This window comes from Pseudomonas sp. B5(2017), assembly GCF_002112825.1.
Taxonomy (GTDB): Bacteria; Pseudomonadota; Gammaproteobacteria; order Pseudomonadales; family Pseudomonadaceae; genus Aquipseudomonas; species Aquipseudomonas putida_Z.
Genome location: NZ_NEIR01000006.1, coordinates 157,642 through 173,573 on the forward strand (window position 1 = coordinate 157,642; position 15,932 = coordinate 173,573).

Annotated in this window: 12 protein-coding genes; 7 read left to right on the forward strand and 5 right to left on the reverse strand. The window is 64.1% G+C overall.

All coding sequences use genetic code 11. The features are described from left to right. The first annotated feature begins 82 nt into the window (after positions 1-82). The 5 genes from dadA (at position 83) to CAG00_RS11185 (ending at position 5,964) form a co-directional block, all read left to right on the forward strand. Entirely contained in the window at positions 83-1,387 is a 1,305-nt protein-coding gene (gene dadA, locus CAG00_RS11165; protein ID WP_013974779.1) for a D-amino acid dehydrogenase, read from the forward strand. 148 nt (positions 1,388-1,535) lie between these two features. Next, positions 1,536-2,609, forward strand: a complete 1,074-nt coding sequence (alr, locus tag CAG00_RS11170) for an alanine racemase (RefSeq protein WP_025341100.1) — start codon at positions 1,536-1,538, stop codon at positions 2,607-2,609. 109 nt (positions 2,610-2,718) lie between these two features. Then, positions 2,719-3,267 carry a cupin domain-containing protein gene (locus CAG00_RS11175; protein ID WP_013974777.1) on the forward strand — a complete coding sequence of 183 codons (549 nt, stop codon included), beginning with the start codon at positions 2,719-2,721 and terminating at the stop codon, positions 3,265-3,267. 154 nt (positions 3,268-3,421) lie between these two features. After that, positions 3,422-3,826, forward strand: coding sequence for a cytochrome c5 family protein (locus CAG00_RS11180; protein ID WP_038408395.1), 405 nt, complete (start codon positions 3,422-3,424; stop codon positions 3,824-3,826). A gap of 275 nt (positions 3,827-4,101) precedes the next feature. Further along, positions 4,102-5,964: an acetyl-CoA hydrolase/transferase C-terminal domain-containing protein gene (locus CAG00_RS11185; RefSeq protein ID WP_085664276.1), complete on the forward strand. Its 1,863-nt coding sequence runs from the start codon at positions 4,102-4,104 to the stop codon at positions 5,962-5,964. A 110-nt stretch (positions 5,965-6,074) separates the two neighbouring features. Here CAG00_RS11185 and CAG00_RS11190 read toward each other — a convergent pair whose 3' ends face one another. Further along, positions 6,075-6,647, reverse strand: a complete 573-nt coding sequence (locus CAG00_RS11190; RefSeq protein ID WP_003253535.1) for a xanthine phosphoribosyltransferase — start codon at positions 6,645-6,647, stop codon at positions 6,075-6,077. A gap of 64 nt (positions 6,648-6,711) precedes the next feature. After that, positions 6,712-8,721: a DNA helicase Rep gene (rep, locus tag CAG00_RS11195; protein ID WP_025341098.1), complete on the reverse strand. Its 2,010-nt coding sequence runs from the start codon at positions 8,719-8,721 to the stop codon at positions 6,712-6,714. Between the two features lie 254 nt (positions 8,722-8,975). Here rep and CAG00_RS11200 point away from each other — a divergent pair, with 254 nt between their 5' ends. After that, positions 8,976-10,643, forward strand: coding sequence for a bifunctional diguanylate cyclase/phosphodiesterase (locus tag CAG00_RS11200; RefSeq protein ID WP_085664277.1), 1,668 nt, complete (start codon positions 8,976-8,978; stop codon positions 10,641-10,643). Between the two features lie 100 nt (positions 10,644-10,743). Here the strand turns inward: CAG00_RS11200 and CAG00_RS11205 are convergent, their stop codons facing one another. After that, positions 10,744-12,132, reverse strand: a complete 1,389-nt coding sequence (locus CAG00_RS11205; RefSeq protein WP_085664278.1) for a NorM family multidrug efflux MATE transporter — start codon at positions 12,130-12,132, stop codon at positions 10,744-10,746. A gap of 156 nt (positions 12,133-12,288) precedes the next feature. On the opposite strand from CAG00_RS11205, the gene CAG00_RS11210 reads away from it, so the two are divergent. Next, a complete protein-coding gene (locus tag CAG00_RS11210; RefSeq protein WP_085664279.1) occupies positions 12,289-13,215 on the forward strand; it encodes a LysR substrate-binding domain-containing protein in 927 nt (308 codons plus the stop codon). Between the two features lie 194 nt (positions 13,216-13,409). On the opposite strand, the gene CAG00_RS11215 is transcribed toward CAG00_RS11210, so the two are convergent. Both CAG00_RS11215 and CAG00_RS11220 read right to left on the reverse strand, forming a co-directional pair. After that, on the reverse strand, positions 13,410-14,804 hold the full coding sequence (locus CAG00_RS11215) for a VOC family protein (RefSeq protein ID WP_025341095.1): 1,395 nt from the start codon (positions 14,802-14,804) through the stop codon (positions 13,410-13,412). A gap of 140 nt (positions 14,805-14,944) precedes the next feature. Then, a complete protein-coding gene (locus CAG00_RS11220; RefSeq protein WP_085664280.1) occupies positions 14,945-15,835 on the reverse strand; it encodes a LysR family transcriptional regulator in 891 nt (296 codons plus the stop codon). Between the last annotated feature and the right edge of the window lie 97 nt (positions 15,836-15,932).

The following is a 15,932-nucleotide window of genomic DNA, read 5'->3' on the forward strand; positions in this document are numbered from 1 at the left end:
ACTGCCTTCAAATTCCTATACTGCGCGCATTCATGCCATTTCAATAAAAGTCTGCGGCGCGCCGCATGCGAGGGATAAAACGATGCGAGTTCTGGTACTTGGTAGCGGTGTGATCGGAACCGCCAGTGCCTACTATCTGGCCCGGCAAGGTTTCGAAGTAACGGTGGTCGATCGCCAGCCGGCGGTGGCCATGGAAACCAGCTTTGCCAACGCAGGCCAGATCTCGCCCGGCTATGCCTCGCCCTGGGCCGCCCCAGGCGTGCCGCTGAAGGCCATCAAATGGCTGCTGGAGCGCCACGCGCCCCTGGCCATCAAGCTCACCGGCGACGTCGACCAGTACCTGTGGATGGCACAGATGCTGCGCAACTGCACCGCCAGCCGTTACGCGGTGAACAAGGAGCGCATGGTGCGCCTGTCCGAGTACAGCCGTGACTGCCTCGACGAACTGCGCGCCGAAACCGGCATCGCCTACGAAAACCGCAGCCTGGGCACCACCCAGCTGTTCCGTACCCAGGCCCAGGTGGATGCCGCGGCCAAGGACATTGCCGTGCTGGAGCAGTCCGGCGTGCCTTACGAGCTGCTCGACCGCGACGGCATTGCCCGCGTCGAGCCGGCCCTGGCTGGCGTCAAGGACATCCTGGCCGGCGCCCTGCGCCTGCCAAACGACCAGACTGGCGACTGCCAGCTGTTCACCACCAAGCTTGCCGAAATGGCCGTTAAGCTGGGCGTGGAGTTCCGCTTCGGCCAGGACATCCAGCGCCTGGACTTCGCGGGTGACCGCATCAATGGCGTGTGGATCGACGGCAAGCTGGAAACCGCCGACCGTTACGTGCTGGCGCTGGGCAGCTACTCGCCGCAGATGCTCAAGCCGCTGGGCATCAAGGCCCCGGTGTACCCGCTGAAGGGCTACTCGCTGACCGTGCCGATCACCAACGCCGACATGGCCCCGACCTCGACCATTCTCGACGAGACCTACAAGGTCGCCATTACCCGTTTCGACAACCGTATCCGCGTCGGCGGTATGGCTGAAATTGCCGGTTTTGACCTGTCGCTGAACCCGCGTCGGCGCGAAACGCTGGAGATGATCGTCAACGACCTTTATCCTCGCGGCGGTGATCTGAGCCAGGCCAGTTTCTGGACCGGCCTGCGCCCGGCGACCCCGGACGGCACGCCGATCGTCGGCGCCACGGCGTTCCGCAACCTGTTCCTGAACACCGGTCACGGTACTTTGGGCTGGACCATGGCGTGCGGCTCCGGTCGCCTGCTGGCCGACCTGATTGCGCGCAAGAAGCCGCAGATCAGTGCCGAAGGCCTGGACATTTCCCGTTATGGCAACAGCCCGGAAGTGGCCAAGCACGGGCAGACTGCGCCGGCTCACCAGCAGTAAGTTCGCCTGTACCGGCCTCTTCGCGGGCTCGCCCGCTCCCACAGGAACACCACAGATATTGAAAACTGTGCAGTACCTGTGGGAGCGGGCGAGCCCGCGAAGAACCCAACACCGTTTTCAACCTGTGAACCACCATAAGGCAGCCGCCATGCGTCCCGCCCGCGCCCTGATCGACCTCCAGGCCCTGCGCCACAACTACCGTCTGGCCCGTGAACTGACCGGTGCCAAAGCCCTCGCCGTGATCAAGGCCGACGCCTACGGCCACGGCGCCGTGCGCTGTGCCCTGGCCCTGGAGGCAGAAGCCGACGGCTTTGCCGTGGCCTGCATCGAAGAAGCGCTGGAGCTGCGCGCCGCCGGTATCAAGGCCCCGGTGCTGCTGCTGGAAGGCTTCTTCGAAGCCAGCGAATTGGCCCTGATCGCCGAACACGACCTGTGGTGCGTGGTGCACTCGCTGTGGCAACTGGAAGCGATCGAAAAGACCCAGCTGCACAAGCCGCTCACCGTCTGGCTCAAGCTCGACAGCGGCATGCACCGCGTCGGCCTGCACCCCAAGGACTACCACGAGGCCTACCAGCGCCTGCTGGCCAGCGGCAAGGTCGCGCGCATAGTGCTGATGAGCCACTTCGCTCGCGCCGACGAACTGGATGCCGACGCTACCGCCCAGCAGATCGCCGTGTTCGAGGCCGCCCGCCAGGGCCTGGCCGCCGAGTGCAGCCTGCGCAACTCCCCCGGTGTGCTGGGCTGGCCGCAGGCCCCCAGCGACTGGGTGCGCCCGGGCCTGATGCTGTACGGTGCCACACCGTTCGAAGTGGCCCAGGCCGAGGCCGAGCGCCTGCAACCGGTGATGACCCTGCAATCGCGGGTGATCAGCGTGCGCGAGCTGCCTGCCGGCGAGCCGGTGGGCTACGGCGCCAAGTTCGTCAGCCCACGGCCAACCCGCGTTGGTGTGGTTGCCATGGGCTATGCCGATGGCTACCCGCGCCAGGCGCCCAACGGTACCCCGGTGCTGGTCGCCGGCAAGCGCACCCAACTGATCGGCCGGGTGTCGATGGACATGCTCAGCATCGACCTGACCGACGTGCCGGAAGCCACCGTCGGCAGCCCCGTCGAACTGTGGGGCAAGCATGTGCTGGCCAGTGAAGTGGCTGCGCACGCGGGTACCATTCCGTACCAGATTTTCTGCAACCTGAAGCGGGTACCTCGGGACTACGTCGGCGAATGACACGCTGAAGCGGACAGGTTGAGGGGCGGTGTGTTGTAAATACTGAACGGCATTGCCATGATATCGTTCACATCCACCCCCCTTTCCACCGTTTCAGGAGGCTCCAGCTTTGGACGTCGGCGAACGACTGCAAGCCATCCGCAAGCTCAAGGGCCTGTCCCAGCGTGAACTCGCCAAGCGTGCCGGCGTGACCAACAGCACCATCTCGATGATCGAGAAGAACAGCGTGAGCCCGTCGATCAGCTCGCTGCGCAAGGTGCTGAGCGGCATTCCCATGTCCATGGTCGAGTTCTTCTCGGTCGAACTGGAACCTGAAAGCCCCACGCAGATCGTCTACAAGGCCCATGAACTGATCGATATCTCCGACGGTGCGGTGACCATGAAGCTGGTCGGCAAGTCGCACCCCAACCGTGCCATCGCCTTTCTCACCGAGGTGTATCCACCGGGTGCCGATACGGGGGCCGAAATGCTTACCCACGACGGCGAAGAAACCGGCATCCTGCTCGAAGGCCGCCTGGAGCTGGTGGTCGGCAACGAGATCTTCATCCTTGAAGAGGGCGACAGCTACTACTTCGAAAGCACCCGCCCGCACCGCTTTCGCAACCCGTTCGACCGGCCGGCGCGGCTGATCAGTGCGGCGACGCCTTCAAACTTTTGATCCAGCGCAGTGCATTGATTCGGCAATACCCCTTTCCTGTGTGGGGTCGTTTCACGGCCTCTGGGTTCCCGCTATACTTTTCAACGCTCGCCGATCCGTGGCCGCGAGCGTGATTAGCCACCATGAGGGTGTTCGCGTGAACCAAATCAAGAAGATGCTGGCCGTACCAGCAGCCGTATTCGCCCTCTGGGCAATGAGCGCAACCGCTGCGACCAATGATGACATCGCCAAGCGCCTGGAGCCGGTTGGCCAGGTGTGCGTCCAGGGCCAAGAGTGCAAAGGCATGGAAGTGGCCGCCGCCGCAGGTGGCGGTGGTGCCAAGACGCCGGACGAGATCATCGCCAAGCACTGCAATGCCTGCCATGGCTCCGGACTGCTCGGCGCACCGAAGATTGGCGATACCGCGGCGTGGAAGGAACGCGCCGACCACCAGGGCGGCCTGGACGGCATCCTGGCCAAGGCCATTACCGGCATCAACGCCATGCCACCGAAAGGCACCTGCGCGGACTGCTCGGATGACGACCTGAAAGGGGCGATCAAGAAAATGTCCGGGCTGTGAGAAACAGCTGAATTGCATGAGGCCCGCCATTGATGGCGGGCTTTGTTTTTGTGGTGCCTGTGCCGGCCCTTTCGCGGCTAAAGCCGCTCCCACAGGTGCAGTGCAGGCTTCAAGGGCTGTGGGGCCCCTGTGGGAACTCACAGGTACAGCACAGGACTCAAGGGCGGTGAGGTCTCTGTGGGAGCGGCTTTAGCCGCGAAGAGGCCGGCACGGGCAACCAACCCACCAAAGCCCATGTCCAACCCCTGAACCCATGGATGTCTCAGGAGGCCCCGATGCACCTCTGCTCCATCGACCAGGCCGTCGAGCAAGTCCTGTCGCGCCTGCCAGCCCATATCCACATGGGCCTGCCGCTGGGCCTGGGCAAGCCCAACGCCTTCGTCAATGCGCTTTACGCCCGCATCCGCGAGCTGCCCGAACGGCAGCTGACCATCTACACGGCCCTGTCCCTCGGACGCCCGTCACTGGGTGACGGTTTGCAACGGCGATTTCTCGAACCCTTTGTCGAACGCGTTTTCGCCGACTACGAAGAACTCGCCTACCTCACCGACCTGCGCAACGACACGTTGCCATCCAACATTCGCGTCGAACAGTTCTTCATGCAGCCGGGCAGCCTGCTGCACAGCGCGTCGGCCCAGCAGAGCTACATCAGCAGCAACTACAGCCACGCCGCACGCGACATCAATGCCAAGGGCCTGAACCTGATCGCGCAGCTGGTGGCCGCCACCCCCGAGAGGCCGGTGCACCTGAGCCTGGCCTGCAACCCCGACATCACCCTCGACCTGCTGCCGATGATCGCCAAGCGCCGCGTCGCCGGCGAGACCATCCTCATGCTCGGCCAGGTGCATGCCGAGCTGCCTTATATGCCGGGTGACGCCGAGCTACCCATCGATACGTTCGACCTGCTGATCGATACAGCCGAGCAACGCCGCCTGTTCTCCACGCCGAACATGCCGGTCAACACCCAGGACCACTGCATCGGCCTGCACGCCAGCAGCCTGGTTCGCGACGGCGGCACGCTACAGATCGGCATTGGTGCCATGGGCGATGCGGTAGCTGCCGCATTGCTGGCGCGCCAGGGTGACAACGCCGGTTATCGTGCCGTGCTCGACGCGCTGGGTGCTGGCTCGTGGCAAGCGCTGACCGAACGGGAAGGGGGCCTCGATACCTTCGCCCAAGGCCTGTACGGCTGCAGTGAGATGTTCGTCAACGGCTTGCTGGCGCTGGCCGAAGCGGGCCTGTTGCGGCGCCCGGCGGACGAGCAGGGGGCGGCAGTGCTGCATGGCGGTTTCTTCCTCGGCCCCCAGGCGTTCTACCAGCGCTTGCGCGACATGCCGCTGGAACAGCGCGCAAGGTTTGCCATGACCCGTATCAGCTTCATCAACGAGCTGTACGGGCAGGAGGAACTCAAGCGCCGCCAACGCCGTGATGCCCGCTTCATCAATACCGTATTCGGCATGACCCTGCTCGGCGCCGGGGTGGCCGACCAGCTGGAGGATGGCCGGGTACTCAGTGGCGTGGGCGGGCAGTACAACTTCGTCGCCCAGGGCCATGCGCTGGAGGGCGGGCGTTCGATCCTGCTGCTGCGCAGCTGGCGTGAGGCGGGCGGGGAGGTAACCTCGAACCTGTTCTGGAACTATGGCCATTGCACCATCCCCCGGCACCTGCGCGATATCGTGGTGACCGAGTACGGCATCGCCGACCTGCGTGGGCAGACCGACAGCGAGGTGATTGCGCGGTTGCTGGCGGTATGTGATTCGCGGTTCCAGCAGGGGCTGATCGAGCAGGCAAAGGATGCCGGCAAGCTGGCCAAAGACTTTCAACTGGAGGCGTGCTTTACCGACAATACGCCGCAGCGGCTGGAGGCGATCAGGGCGCGGCACTCGCGGTTGTTCCCGGAGTATCCGCTGGGCACGGACTTTACGGCTGAAGAGCGGGATTTGCTGCGGGCACTGAACTGGTTGAAGAGCAAGTTCAAGCTGAGCGAGGTGCTGGAGCTGGGCAAGGCAGCGCTGGATGCGCCGGGGCCAGAGGGGTATGCGAGGCATCTTGCGCGGATGCAACTGGATCAGCCGCAGGGGCTGAAGGAAGAGCTTTACCAGCGGTTGCTGCTGGCGGGCTTACAGGCTGCAAAATAAGCGCTCGGACATACTGTCCCCTGTGGGAGCGGGTTTACCCGCGAATGCGATGGCGCATCCCAAATCGCCTTCGCGGGTAAACCCGCTCCCACAGAGATCGCGTAGCGGCCTTATTCGATGAAGGACACCACACCACCTTCCAGCGACTTCACCCGGGCCAGCGACTCAACGCGATAGCCCTGGCTGTCCAGCTCGGCACGGCCGCCCTGGAACGACTTTTCGATCACGATACCCAGGCCGGCCACGGTGGCGCCGGCCTGCTTGATGATCGAGATCAGGGCCTGCGACGCCTTGCCGTTGGCCAGGAAGTCGTCGATCACCAGCACGCGGTCGCTGCTGTTGAGGTGACGCGGCGAGATGGCCACGGTGTTCTCGGTCTGCTTGGTGAAGGAATACACCGAGGCGGTCAGCAGGTTCTCGGTCAGGGTCAGCGACTGGTGCTTGCGGGCGAAGATCACCGGCACGCCCAGCTTCAGGCCTGTCATCACCGCCGGGGCAATGCCCGAGGCTTCGATGGTGACGATCTTGGTCACGCCCGCGTCGGCGAACAGGCGGGCGAACTCGTCACCGATCAGCTGCATCAGCGCCGGATCGATCTGGTGGTTGAGAAACGCGTCGACTTTGAGAACCTGATCGGAAAGCACGATGCCTTCTTCGCGAATCTTCTGATGCAGTGCTTCCACTTTGTTTTCCTCGATGTAGCAAAGGTGGCCGCAAATAGCGGCAAAGTTAAAGAGTAATGGTTGATCAGCGTTTGAGCATTGCCCGGATATCGGCCAGGGCATTGTTGCCCCGTGCGGCCTTTACCTCGACCGGCGCATCGTCCAGGCCTTCCCAGGCCAGGTCGTCCGGTGGCAGTTCGTCGAGGAACCGGCTGGGCGTGCAGTCGATGATTTCACCGTACTGCTTGCGCTTGGCGGCGAAGGTGAAGGCCAGGGTCTGGCGCGCGCGGGTGATGCCCACGTAGGCCAGGCGGCGTTCCTCTTCGATGGTGTCGGCCTCGATGCTGGAGCGGTGCGGGAGGATTTCCTCTTCCATGCCCATGATGAACACGTAGGGGAATTCCAGGCCCTTGGAGGCATGCAGGGTCATCATCTGCACACCTTCGGCGTTCTCTTCCTCTTCCTGCTGGCGCTCGAGCATGTCGCGCAGCACCAGCTTGCCGATGGCGTCCTCGATGGTCATGTCACCCTCTTCGTCTTTCTCGAGGGTGTTCTTCAGCGCTTCGACCAGGAACCAGACGTTGCTGATGCGGAACTCGGCAGCCTTGTCGCTGGCGGTCTGCTGGCGGATCCAGTTCTCGTAGTCGATATCGCGGATCATCTCGTGCAGCGCGGCAATCGGGTCTTCCAGGGCAACCTTGTGGCGCACCCCGTCCAGCCAGTGCTTGAAGCGCTGCAAACGCTCGGTATAGCGGGCGTCCAGATGCTCGCCCAGGCCAAGCTCCTCGCTGGCGGCGTACATCGAAATACCGCGCTCGGTGGCGTAGTTGCCGAGCTTTTCCAGGGTGGTGGAGCCGATTTCGCGGCGCGGTACGTTGATCACCCGCAGGTAGGCGTTGTCATCGTCCGGGTTCACCAGCAGGCGCAGGTAGGCCATCAGGTCCTTGACCTCCTGGCGGCCGAAGAAGCTGTTGCCGCCCGAGAGGCGATACGGCACCTGGTGGTGCTGCAGCTTCAGTTCGATCAGCTTGGCCTGGTAGTTGCCGCGGTAGAGGATGGCAAAGTCGCTGTACGGGCGGTTGGTGCGCAGGTGCAGGGTGAGGATTTCCATGGCCACGCGTTCGGCCTCGGCTTCCTCGTTCTTGCAGCGGATGACGCGGATCTCGTCGCCCACGCCCATCTCGCTCCACAGCTGCTTCTCGAACGCGTGCGGGTTGTTGGCGATCAGCACGTTGGCGCAGCGCAGGATGCGGCTGGTGGAGCGGTAGTTCTGCTCCAGCATCACCACTTTCAGGGAGGGGTAGTCCTCCTTGAGCAGCATCAGGTTTTCCGGCCGGGCGCCACGCCAGGCGTAGATCGACTGGTCGTCGTCGCCTACCACGGTGAACTGGTTGCGCATGCCGATCAGCATCTTCACCAGCAGGTACTGGCTGGCGTTGGTGTCCTGGTATTCGTCCACCAGCAGGTAACGCACGCGGTTCTGCCAGCGCTCCAGCACATCGGGGTGTTCCTGGAACAGCTTGACCGGCAGCAGGATCAAGTCGTCGAAGTCCACCGCGTTGAACGCCTTGAGCGTGCGCTGGTAGTGGGTGTAGACGATGGCTGCGGTCTGCTCGCGCGGGTTGCGCGCCTTCTCCAGGGCTTCGGCGGGCAGGATCAGGTCGTTCTTCCAGGCACCGATCATGTTCTTGATCTCGTCGATGCCGTCGTCGCCGGAGTATTCCTTCTGCATGATGTCCGACAGCAACGCCTTGATGTCGGACTCGTCGAAGATCGAGAAACCCGGCTTGTAGCCCAGGCGCTCGTGCTCCCTGCGGATGATGTTCAAGCCCAGGTTGTGGAACGTGCACACCGTCAGGCCACGGCCTTCCCCCGGGCGCAGCAGGGTACCGACCCGCTCCTTCATCTCGCGCGCGGCCTTGTTGGTGAAGGTCATCGCCACGATGTACTGGGCACGGATGCCGCAGTTCTGGATGAGGTGGGCAATCTTGCGCGTGATCACGCTGGTCTTGCCCGAGCCTGCACCGGCGAGCACCAAAAGAGGGCCGCCGACATAGTCACGGGCTTCCTGCTGCCGGGGATTGAGTCGGGACATGCTAGAAACCGGGGGTCGCCAGAAAATAGCCGCGCATTCTAACAGGCATGGGGCGTTTGTGGCGCGACCGTCTGACGTCTGAGTCAAATATGTAAACGGGATTTGCCGGCTGGCGCAGTTTCGCGCAGGATGCACGACAAAATACGTCGGGATGCTACACCCGTAAAAACATGTATTAAATTGAAAATCATTTTCATTAATGCAGTAGCATACCTGGCAGTTTCCGTTGCACCGTGAAGCCCTAAGGAGCCCGCTTGTCCACGCCTGTCGAACCATTGCGTTTGCTGCTGTTGGCCGATGAGCCGGAATGGGGTGCGCTGCTACGCGAGTGCACGCCTGCACTGGGTGGCAGCGCCGTGCTGCTGACGGCGCCGAACTGGGAGTCGGTCGACAGCCTGTTCAACCAGGACCGCCAGGCTGTCGTGCTGGCAACCCCGGCCCTGCAGCCCGCGCCCGGGCGCTGCGAGTTGCCGACCATCCTGCTGCTCGACCACGAGCCCCAGGTAGCGCCCACCGCTGTCAGCGACTGGCTGGTGCGTGACCAGCTCAATGCCGACACATTGCGCCGCTCGCTGCGCCATGTGCGTGAGCGCGGCGTGCTGGTGGCCACCTTGCAGCGCCTGGCCGAGCAGGACCCGCTGACCGGCATCGCCAACCGCCAGGGCTTCCAGGCCTTGCTGACCGCGCGGCTGGCCGAGAACGACGGCCGTGGCCTTGCCCTCGGCCACCTGGACCTGGACAACTTCCGCCACGTCAACGATGCCCTCGGTCACCAGAGTGGTGACCGCCTGATCCTGCAGGTGGTGGCGCGCCTGAAACAGCAACTGGAAGCGGGTGACCAGCTGGCGCGCCTGGGCAGCGACGAGTTCGCCCTGCTGATCGACACCCGACGCGACCCCAATCGTGCCGAATCGATTGCCGAGCGGATTGTCGAGGCGTTGGCCGAACCCTACTGGATCGACGGCGAAAGCCTGCTGCTGGGCTGCAGCCTGGGCCTGGCCCATGCCCGCGCTCAGGGTGGTGCCGACCCGCTGATGTGGCACGCGCACATCGCCATGCGCCAGGCCAAGGGCAGCCAGGGTTGCACTTTCCATGTGTTCAACGAACGCATCAACCGCAACGCCCGCAGCCTTGCCGACCTGGAAAGCGAACTGCGCCGCGCCCTGCGCCGGGACGAGCTGGAGCTGCATTATCAGCCGCGGTTGAACCTGGCCGACGGGCGCATCGTCGGCCTTGAGGCGCTGGTGCGCTGGCGGCATGCCGAGCGCGGCCTGTTGCCGCCCAGCGAGTTCGTGCCGCTGGCCGAGCAGAGCGGCCTGATCGTGCCGCTGGGCTACTGGGTGATTTCCCGTGCCCTGCGCGACATGCAGGCGCTGTGCGAGCGCGGCCTGGAGCCGCTGCACATGGCGGTCAACCTGAGCTTCCGCCAGTTCCAGGACAGCCAGTTGCTGGCGACCTTGAGCCGCCTGATTCTCGAACATGGCGTGGATGCCCGCTGGCTCGAGTTCGAACTGACCGAAACGGCGGTGATGCGCCGCAACGAACTGGTGCGCCAGACCATGGACGCCCTGGGGCGTCTGGGCGTGCGCTTTTCGCTCGATGATTTCGGTACCGGGTTCTCTTCGTTCGTGCACCTCAACAGCCTGCCGATCACCTTGCTCAAGGTGGACCGCAGCTTTGTCGCGGAAATGGAAATGCGCGAGGAGAACCGCAAGCTGGTGCACGCCATGATCAACCTGGCGCACAACCTCAACCTGGAGGTGGTGGCCGAAGGGGTGGAGAGCGAAGAGCAGATGGCGTTGCTGCGCGGGTTTGGCTGTGACCAGGTTCAAGGCTTCCTGGTCAGCAAGCCGCTGCCGGTGGGGGAGTTGATGGAGTTCTTGCTGCAGGCGACCGGCTGCCAGTTGGGCACAGCCCTTTAGGGCCCTTTCGCGGGTGAACCCGCTCCCACAGGCTTTGCACAGTATTCAGACCCTGCGCAGTCCCTGTGGGAGCGGGTTTACCCGCGAAGAGGCCCGCAAGTCAGGCCGAAGCCGTCGCTGCTCCACCAATCCCGGCCTTGCCCAAAAGCCGCTTCATGCGCCACTCAAAGCCAAAGGTCAGTGCCACCGCCGCACACGCCAGCCCCAACGCCAGCCCCCACCACACCCCGACCGCGCCACCACCCAGGGTAAAGGTGAACAGCCAGGCGCTCGGCGCCCCCACCAGCCAGTAGCACACCAGGCCGATCAGGAAGGTGGTCTTGGCATCCTTCAGCCCACGGATCGAGCCCATCGCGATCGTCTGCATGCCATCGAACAGCTCGAACCACGCAGCCACCATCAGCAACTGCACCGCCAGCTGGAAGATCGCCGCAAATGCCGGGTCGTCACGGTCGATGAACAGCCCCACCAGCGCATCGGGCAGCAGCCAGAACAGCGCGGCGAAGGCAAATATGATCATCGCCCCGAAGCCGATGCCCACCCGCCCGGCACTGCGCGCCGCCAGCAGGTTGCCGGCGCCGTAGTACAGCCCCACGCGCATGGTCACCGCATACGACAACCCGGTCGGCACCATGAACGCCGTGGAGACGATCTGCAGGGCGATCTGGTGCGCCGCCAGCTCGGTGCTGCCCAGCACGCCCATGCACAGCGCGGCGAAGGCGAACAGGCCGACTTCCACCATGTAGGTGCCGCCAATCGGCAGGCCCAGCCGCCACAGCTCGCGCAGGGCCGGCAGCGAAGGGCGCGACAGGCCCTTGCGCAGTGGGTAGGCGGCATAGGCCGGGTGCCAGCGGATATACAGCGCCAAGGCAATGGCCATGCCCATCGACACCACCGCGGTGACCAGGCCGATACCCATCAGGCCCAGCTTGGGCAGGCCGAACATGCCTTCGATCAACGCCACGTTGAACAGGTAGTTGAGCACCGTGCCGACCAGGCTGATGACCATCACCGGGGTCGAGCGGCCCAGCGCGCTGGTGAAGCCGCGCAAGGCCATGAAGGTCAGGTAGCCGGGCAGGGCCAGTGGCAGCAGGGTGAGGAATTCGGCGGCCGAGGCAACGTTCTCGGGCTTTTGCCCGAACAGCAGCAGTACCGGCTCAAGGTTCCACAGCACCAGCGCAGCGAACAGCGCCAGGCCCCAGGCCAGCCACAGGCCACCCTGCGCCAGGCGGGTGGCGCCCTCGATGTCGTTGGCGCCCTTGCGAATGGCCACCAGGGTGCCGACCGCAGCGATCACGCCAAGGCAGAAGATCGACACGAACGAGTAGCTCGCCGCGCCCAGGCCGCCGCCAGCCAGGGCTTGCGGGCTGATGCGGGCCATCATCAGGGTATCGGTCAGCACCATCAGCATGTGCGCCAACTGCGAGGCGATCAGCGGCCCGGCCAGGCGCAGCAAAGCCTTGAGTTCTGTGGTGGGCGCGACATGCATGGGGGCAGTCCTTTTCCTGGGGTGATCAACGAAGGGCGATTCTGAGGCTTTGGTCAACTTTGCACAAAAGGATAAAAGCGATCATTGGCATGAGTCTGACTCATGTATATATGCTTCCCGGTGATTCATTTCACAGCCCCGTATGGCAGGTGCCTCATGTCCCGTCAGCTCCCCCCGCTGTATGCCCTGCGCGCATTCGAAGCCGCCGCGCGGCTAAGCTCCTTCACCCGTGCCGGCGAAGAGCTGTCGATTACCCAGAGCGCGGTCAGCCGGCATATCCGCACGCTGGAGGAGCATTTTGCCTGCCGCCTGTTCGTGCGCAGCGGCCGCAGCCTGCAACTGACCGAAGCGGCGCGGGTGTTGCTGCCCGGTGTGCGTGAAGGCTTTGCCGCGCTGGAACGGGCTTGCGATACCTTGCGCGGTGAGGATGACATCCTGCGCATGAAGGCCCCCTCGACCCTGACCATGCGCTGGTTGCTGGCGCGCCTTAGCCGCTTTCGCCACTTGCAGCCTGGCAACGAAGTGCAGCTGACCAGCGCCTGGATGGATGTCGACCATGTGGACTTCAACCAGGAGCCGTTCGATTGCGCGGTGTTGCTCAGCGACGGGGTGTTCCCGCCGGAATGGGAAGTGCGCAGGTTGTTCCCGGAGCTGCTGATCCCCGTGGGTGCGCCAGACCTGCTCGACGAAGAACCCTGGGACGAGCGTCGGCTGGCCTGCATCGAGCTGCTGCACCCCACGGTGGACAAGCGCGACTGGCGGGAGTGGTTGGAGCGCATGGGGTTGAGTGACAAGGTTTCGCTCAAGGGCGGGCAGGTGTTCGACACCCTGGAGCTGGGCATGATTGCCGCGGCGCGTGGCTATGGCATTTCCATGGGTGATTTGCTGATGGTGGCCGAAGATGTGGCGCAGGGGCGCTTGAGCCTGCCTTGGCCGACGGCGGTGCCCAGCGGGATGGATTATTACCTGGTGTGGCCGCGCACTCGGCCAGGGGGCGAGCGGTTGCGGCGTTTGAGCGCGTTTCTGGAAGAGGAGGTGGCGGCGATGGATTTGCCGAATGTGCAGATCCTGCCGGCCCTTTGATCGCCTGTACCGGCCTCTTCGCGGGTAAACCCGCTCCCACAGGTACAGCGCAGGCCTGAAAGCCTGCATCGAACCTTTCCCAGGTACAGTACTGGCCTCAAGGCCTGCGCCGAAGCTTCCACAGGACAGCGCTGGCCTCAAGGACTGCACTGTACCTGTGGGAGCGGGTTTACCCGCGAAGAGGCCGCAATGCCTTACATCGAGCCCAGGTTCAAAGCCTGTGCACACGCCTGCAGCGACCGACGCTCGCTCTGCGCATACAGCGCCAGCTCATCCTGCACCTGCAGCCCCAGCGCCGCTTCGAACGCATCGCGGTTGGCGTTGCTGCCGTACTCGGCCTGCGCATCGTCACCCAGGTTGGACTGGAAGATCCCCGCCGCGCTCACCGGCAGGAAGTCCTCGTACACCAACGCCTCGAAGTGCACATGGCCAGCCTCGATCAGCCCTTCCAGTGTGGTCGGGCGGCCGTCCTGGTCGCGCGCAGCCAGGCCTTTTTCGGTGGCGAAGTAGCGGAAGTAGGCCAGCCCTTGTTCACGCATCTGTGCCAGGTCATCCGGGAACTCGGCAAATGTGTCCTTCAGCAACGCCATGTAGCGTTCGGCATTGGCCTCGGCCGGGGCGCCACCCAGGGCGGCGCGGGTGGCGTCGAGCAGCTTGTCGTACAGCTGGCGACCTTTCGGCGTCAGCGCCGCACCGCGTTGCTCGATTTCGCCGAAGCGCGCGGTATGGCTGCCTTCGCTGCCCTGCTGATCGCTGAACGCGACCTTTTCCTGCAGGGCCTTGAAGCTGGTCTGGCGCAACAGGATCGGGTGGCGGCGGGTGGGTGGGCCTTCGACCACGGCCTTTGGCGGGATGCCCTTGGCCGGCATGCCAAGCTGGATTGCATCGATGTCCAGGGTGCGCGGGGTCAGGTGGTTGATGTGCGGGCCCTTGAAGGCCACCACATCGGCGATCAGGCGGTGCTGGTCGTGCAACTGCTGGTACTGCTCGGCAGTGACGGTGGCGTCATGGTGCCAGCGGAAGGTGTGCAGCGCTTCCTGCACGAACGCTTCGGCATCGGCGGCGTTCAGGCCACCATCGCGCTCGCATTGGGCGATCAGTTCGAGGGCACGTGCGGTGAAGATCTGGCGCTTGGCCAGGATGCTCTCTGCCAGCTCGCGCAGTTGCGGGTTGTCGATCAGTTCCAGGCGCAGCAGCGAGGTGAACACGCGGAACGGGCTGACATGCAGCGACTGCTCGTGCACCGCGCGGAAGGCGGTGGAATGCACCGGCACGCCAGCGGAACTGAGGTCGTAGTAGCCGACTGGCTGCATGCCCATGACCGCGAACAACCGGGCGATGGTGGCCAGCTCTGCGGCGGTGCCCACACGGATGGCGCCGTGGCGCTCCTGATCAAGGCGCTCGATTTCGCCGGTCCAGCGCAGGGCCTCGGCAACCTCGGGTTGCTGGGCCATGACCTGCTGGTTGATTTCGCTCACCAGCTCCAGCAGCGTGCCGTACAGGGGCACTTCCTGTTTGTACATGAGCGACATGGCGGCAGAGAACTGCGCGCGGATGCTGTCGGGGCTGACGAAATCGTGGGCGGGCATCGCTAGCTTCCTGGTTGGGTTCGGACGCTTACATGAAAGCTGGGAATGCACTTTGCTCACAAGCGAAAAAAAGTGAGTGTGTCATTCCTTTTTTGATCGACCTCAAGGGTCCTTTCGCGGGCACGCCCGCGAAGAGGCCCTCAGGTCGATAGCTGCTCACGAATCCATTCCACCAACGCCCTTACCTTGGGCACCTCCGCCGCATGCTCGGCATACGCCAGGTAATGCGCCCCGGCACTGCGCATCGCATGGTTCCACGGCACCACCAAACTCCCCTCGGCCAGCTCCTTCTCCGCCAGGTAGCGCGGCACCAACGCCACCCCGCACCCGGCCTGCGCCGCGCTCAAGGCCATGTAGAAGGTATCGAAGCGCGGCCCGTGGTAGGCGCTGACGCTCTGCAAGCCCAGCTCCAGGAACCACTCGTGCCAGGCTTCTGGCCGCGAGGTGCTCTGCAGCAGCACCAGTTCGGCCAGCTCCCCGGCATCGTTCAGTTCACGCCCGGCCAGCAACTCCGGCGCGCACACTGGCACCACCTCCTCACCGAACAGCTCAACGCAGGTGGCCCCCGGCCAGGTGCCCTGGCCATAGAAGAACACCACGTCCGCCGAGCCCTGCAGCAGGGCGAACGGTTCCATCTCGTTGCGGATGTCCAGGTGGATGTTGCTGTGGCGCTTGCCAAAGCCCTTGAGGTGCGGGATCAACCAGCGCACGCCAAAACTCGGCTGAGTGGCTACCTTCAATATCTCGGTCTGCTCGCCGTAGGTGAGCACGTAGCGGCTGGACATGTCCACCTGGGTGAGGATCTTGTTGACCTCGGCCAGGTACAGGCTGCCCGCCGGCGTCAGCTGCAGGCGGCGGCGGATACGCAGGAACAGGTGGTGGCGCAGCATGTCTTCAAGCTGCGCCACCTGCTTGCTGACCGCGCTCTGGGTCAGGTGCAGCTCTTCGGCGGCACGGGTAAAGCTCAAATGGCGGGCTGCAGCTTCGAAGCACTGCAGGGCGGTCATGGAGGGCACCAGGCGTTTGGACATAGCGGTCTCTGCGGCTCAAATCATTACCTGACGGAATGATATGCGGAATAAAGGTCGTTTGTTGCACCGGTGTGATCGGATTAATACTGATCCACAT

What these genes read in the sequence shown, in the direction of transcription:
- CAG00_RS11180 (WP_038408395.1), top strand. Translation starts at nt 3,422, where the DNA reads ATGCTGGCCGTACCAGCAGCCGTATTCGCCCTCTGGGCAATGAGCGCA.
- rep (WP_025341098.1), bottom strand. Translation starts at nt 8,721, where the DNA reads ATGTCCCGACTCAATCCCCGGCAGCAGGAAGCCCGTGACTATGTCGGC.
- CAG00_RS11205 (WP_085664278.1), bottom strand. Translation starts at nt 12,132, where the DNA reads ATGCATGTCGCGCCCACCACAGAACTCAAGGCTTTGCTGCGCCTGGCC.
- CAG00_RS11220 (WP_085664280.1), bottom strand. Translation starts at nt 15,835, where the DNA reads ATGTCCAAACGCCTGGTGCCCTCCATGACCGCCCTGCAGTGCTTCGAA.
- dadA (WP_013974779.1), top strand. Translation starts at nt 83, where the DNA reads ATGCGAGTTCTGGTACTTGGTAGCGGTGTGATCGGAACCGCCAGTGCC.
- CAG00_RS11185 (WP_085664276.1), top strand. Translation starts at nt 4,102, where the DNA reads ATGCACCTCTGCTCCATCGACCAGGCCGTCGAGCAAGTCCTGTCGCGC.
- alr (WP_025341100.1), top strand. Translation starts at nt 1,536, where the DNA reads ATGCGTCCCGCCCGCGCCCTGATCGACCTCCAGGCCCTGCGCCACAAC.
- CAG00_RS11215 (WP_025341095.1), bottom strand. Translation starts at nt 14,804, where the DNA reads ATGCCCGCCCACGATTTCGTCAGCCCCGACAGCATCCGCGCGCAGTTC.
- CAG00_RS11210 (WP_085664279.1), top strand. Translation starts at nt 12,289, where the DNA reads ATGTCCCGTCAGCTCCCCCCGCTGTATGCCCTGCGCGCATTCGAAGCC.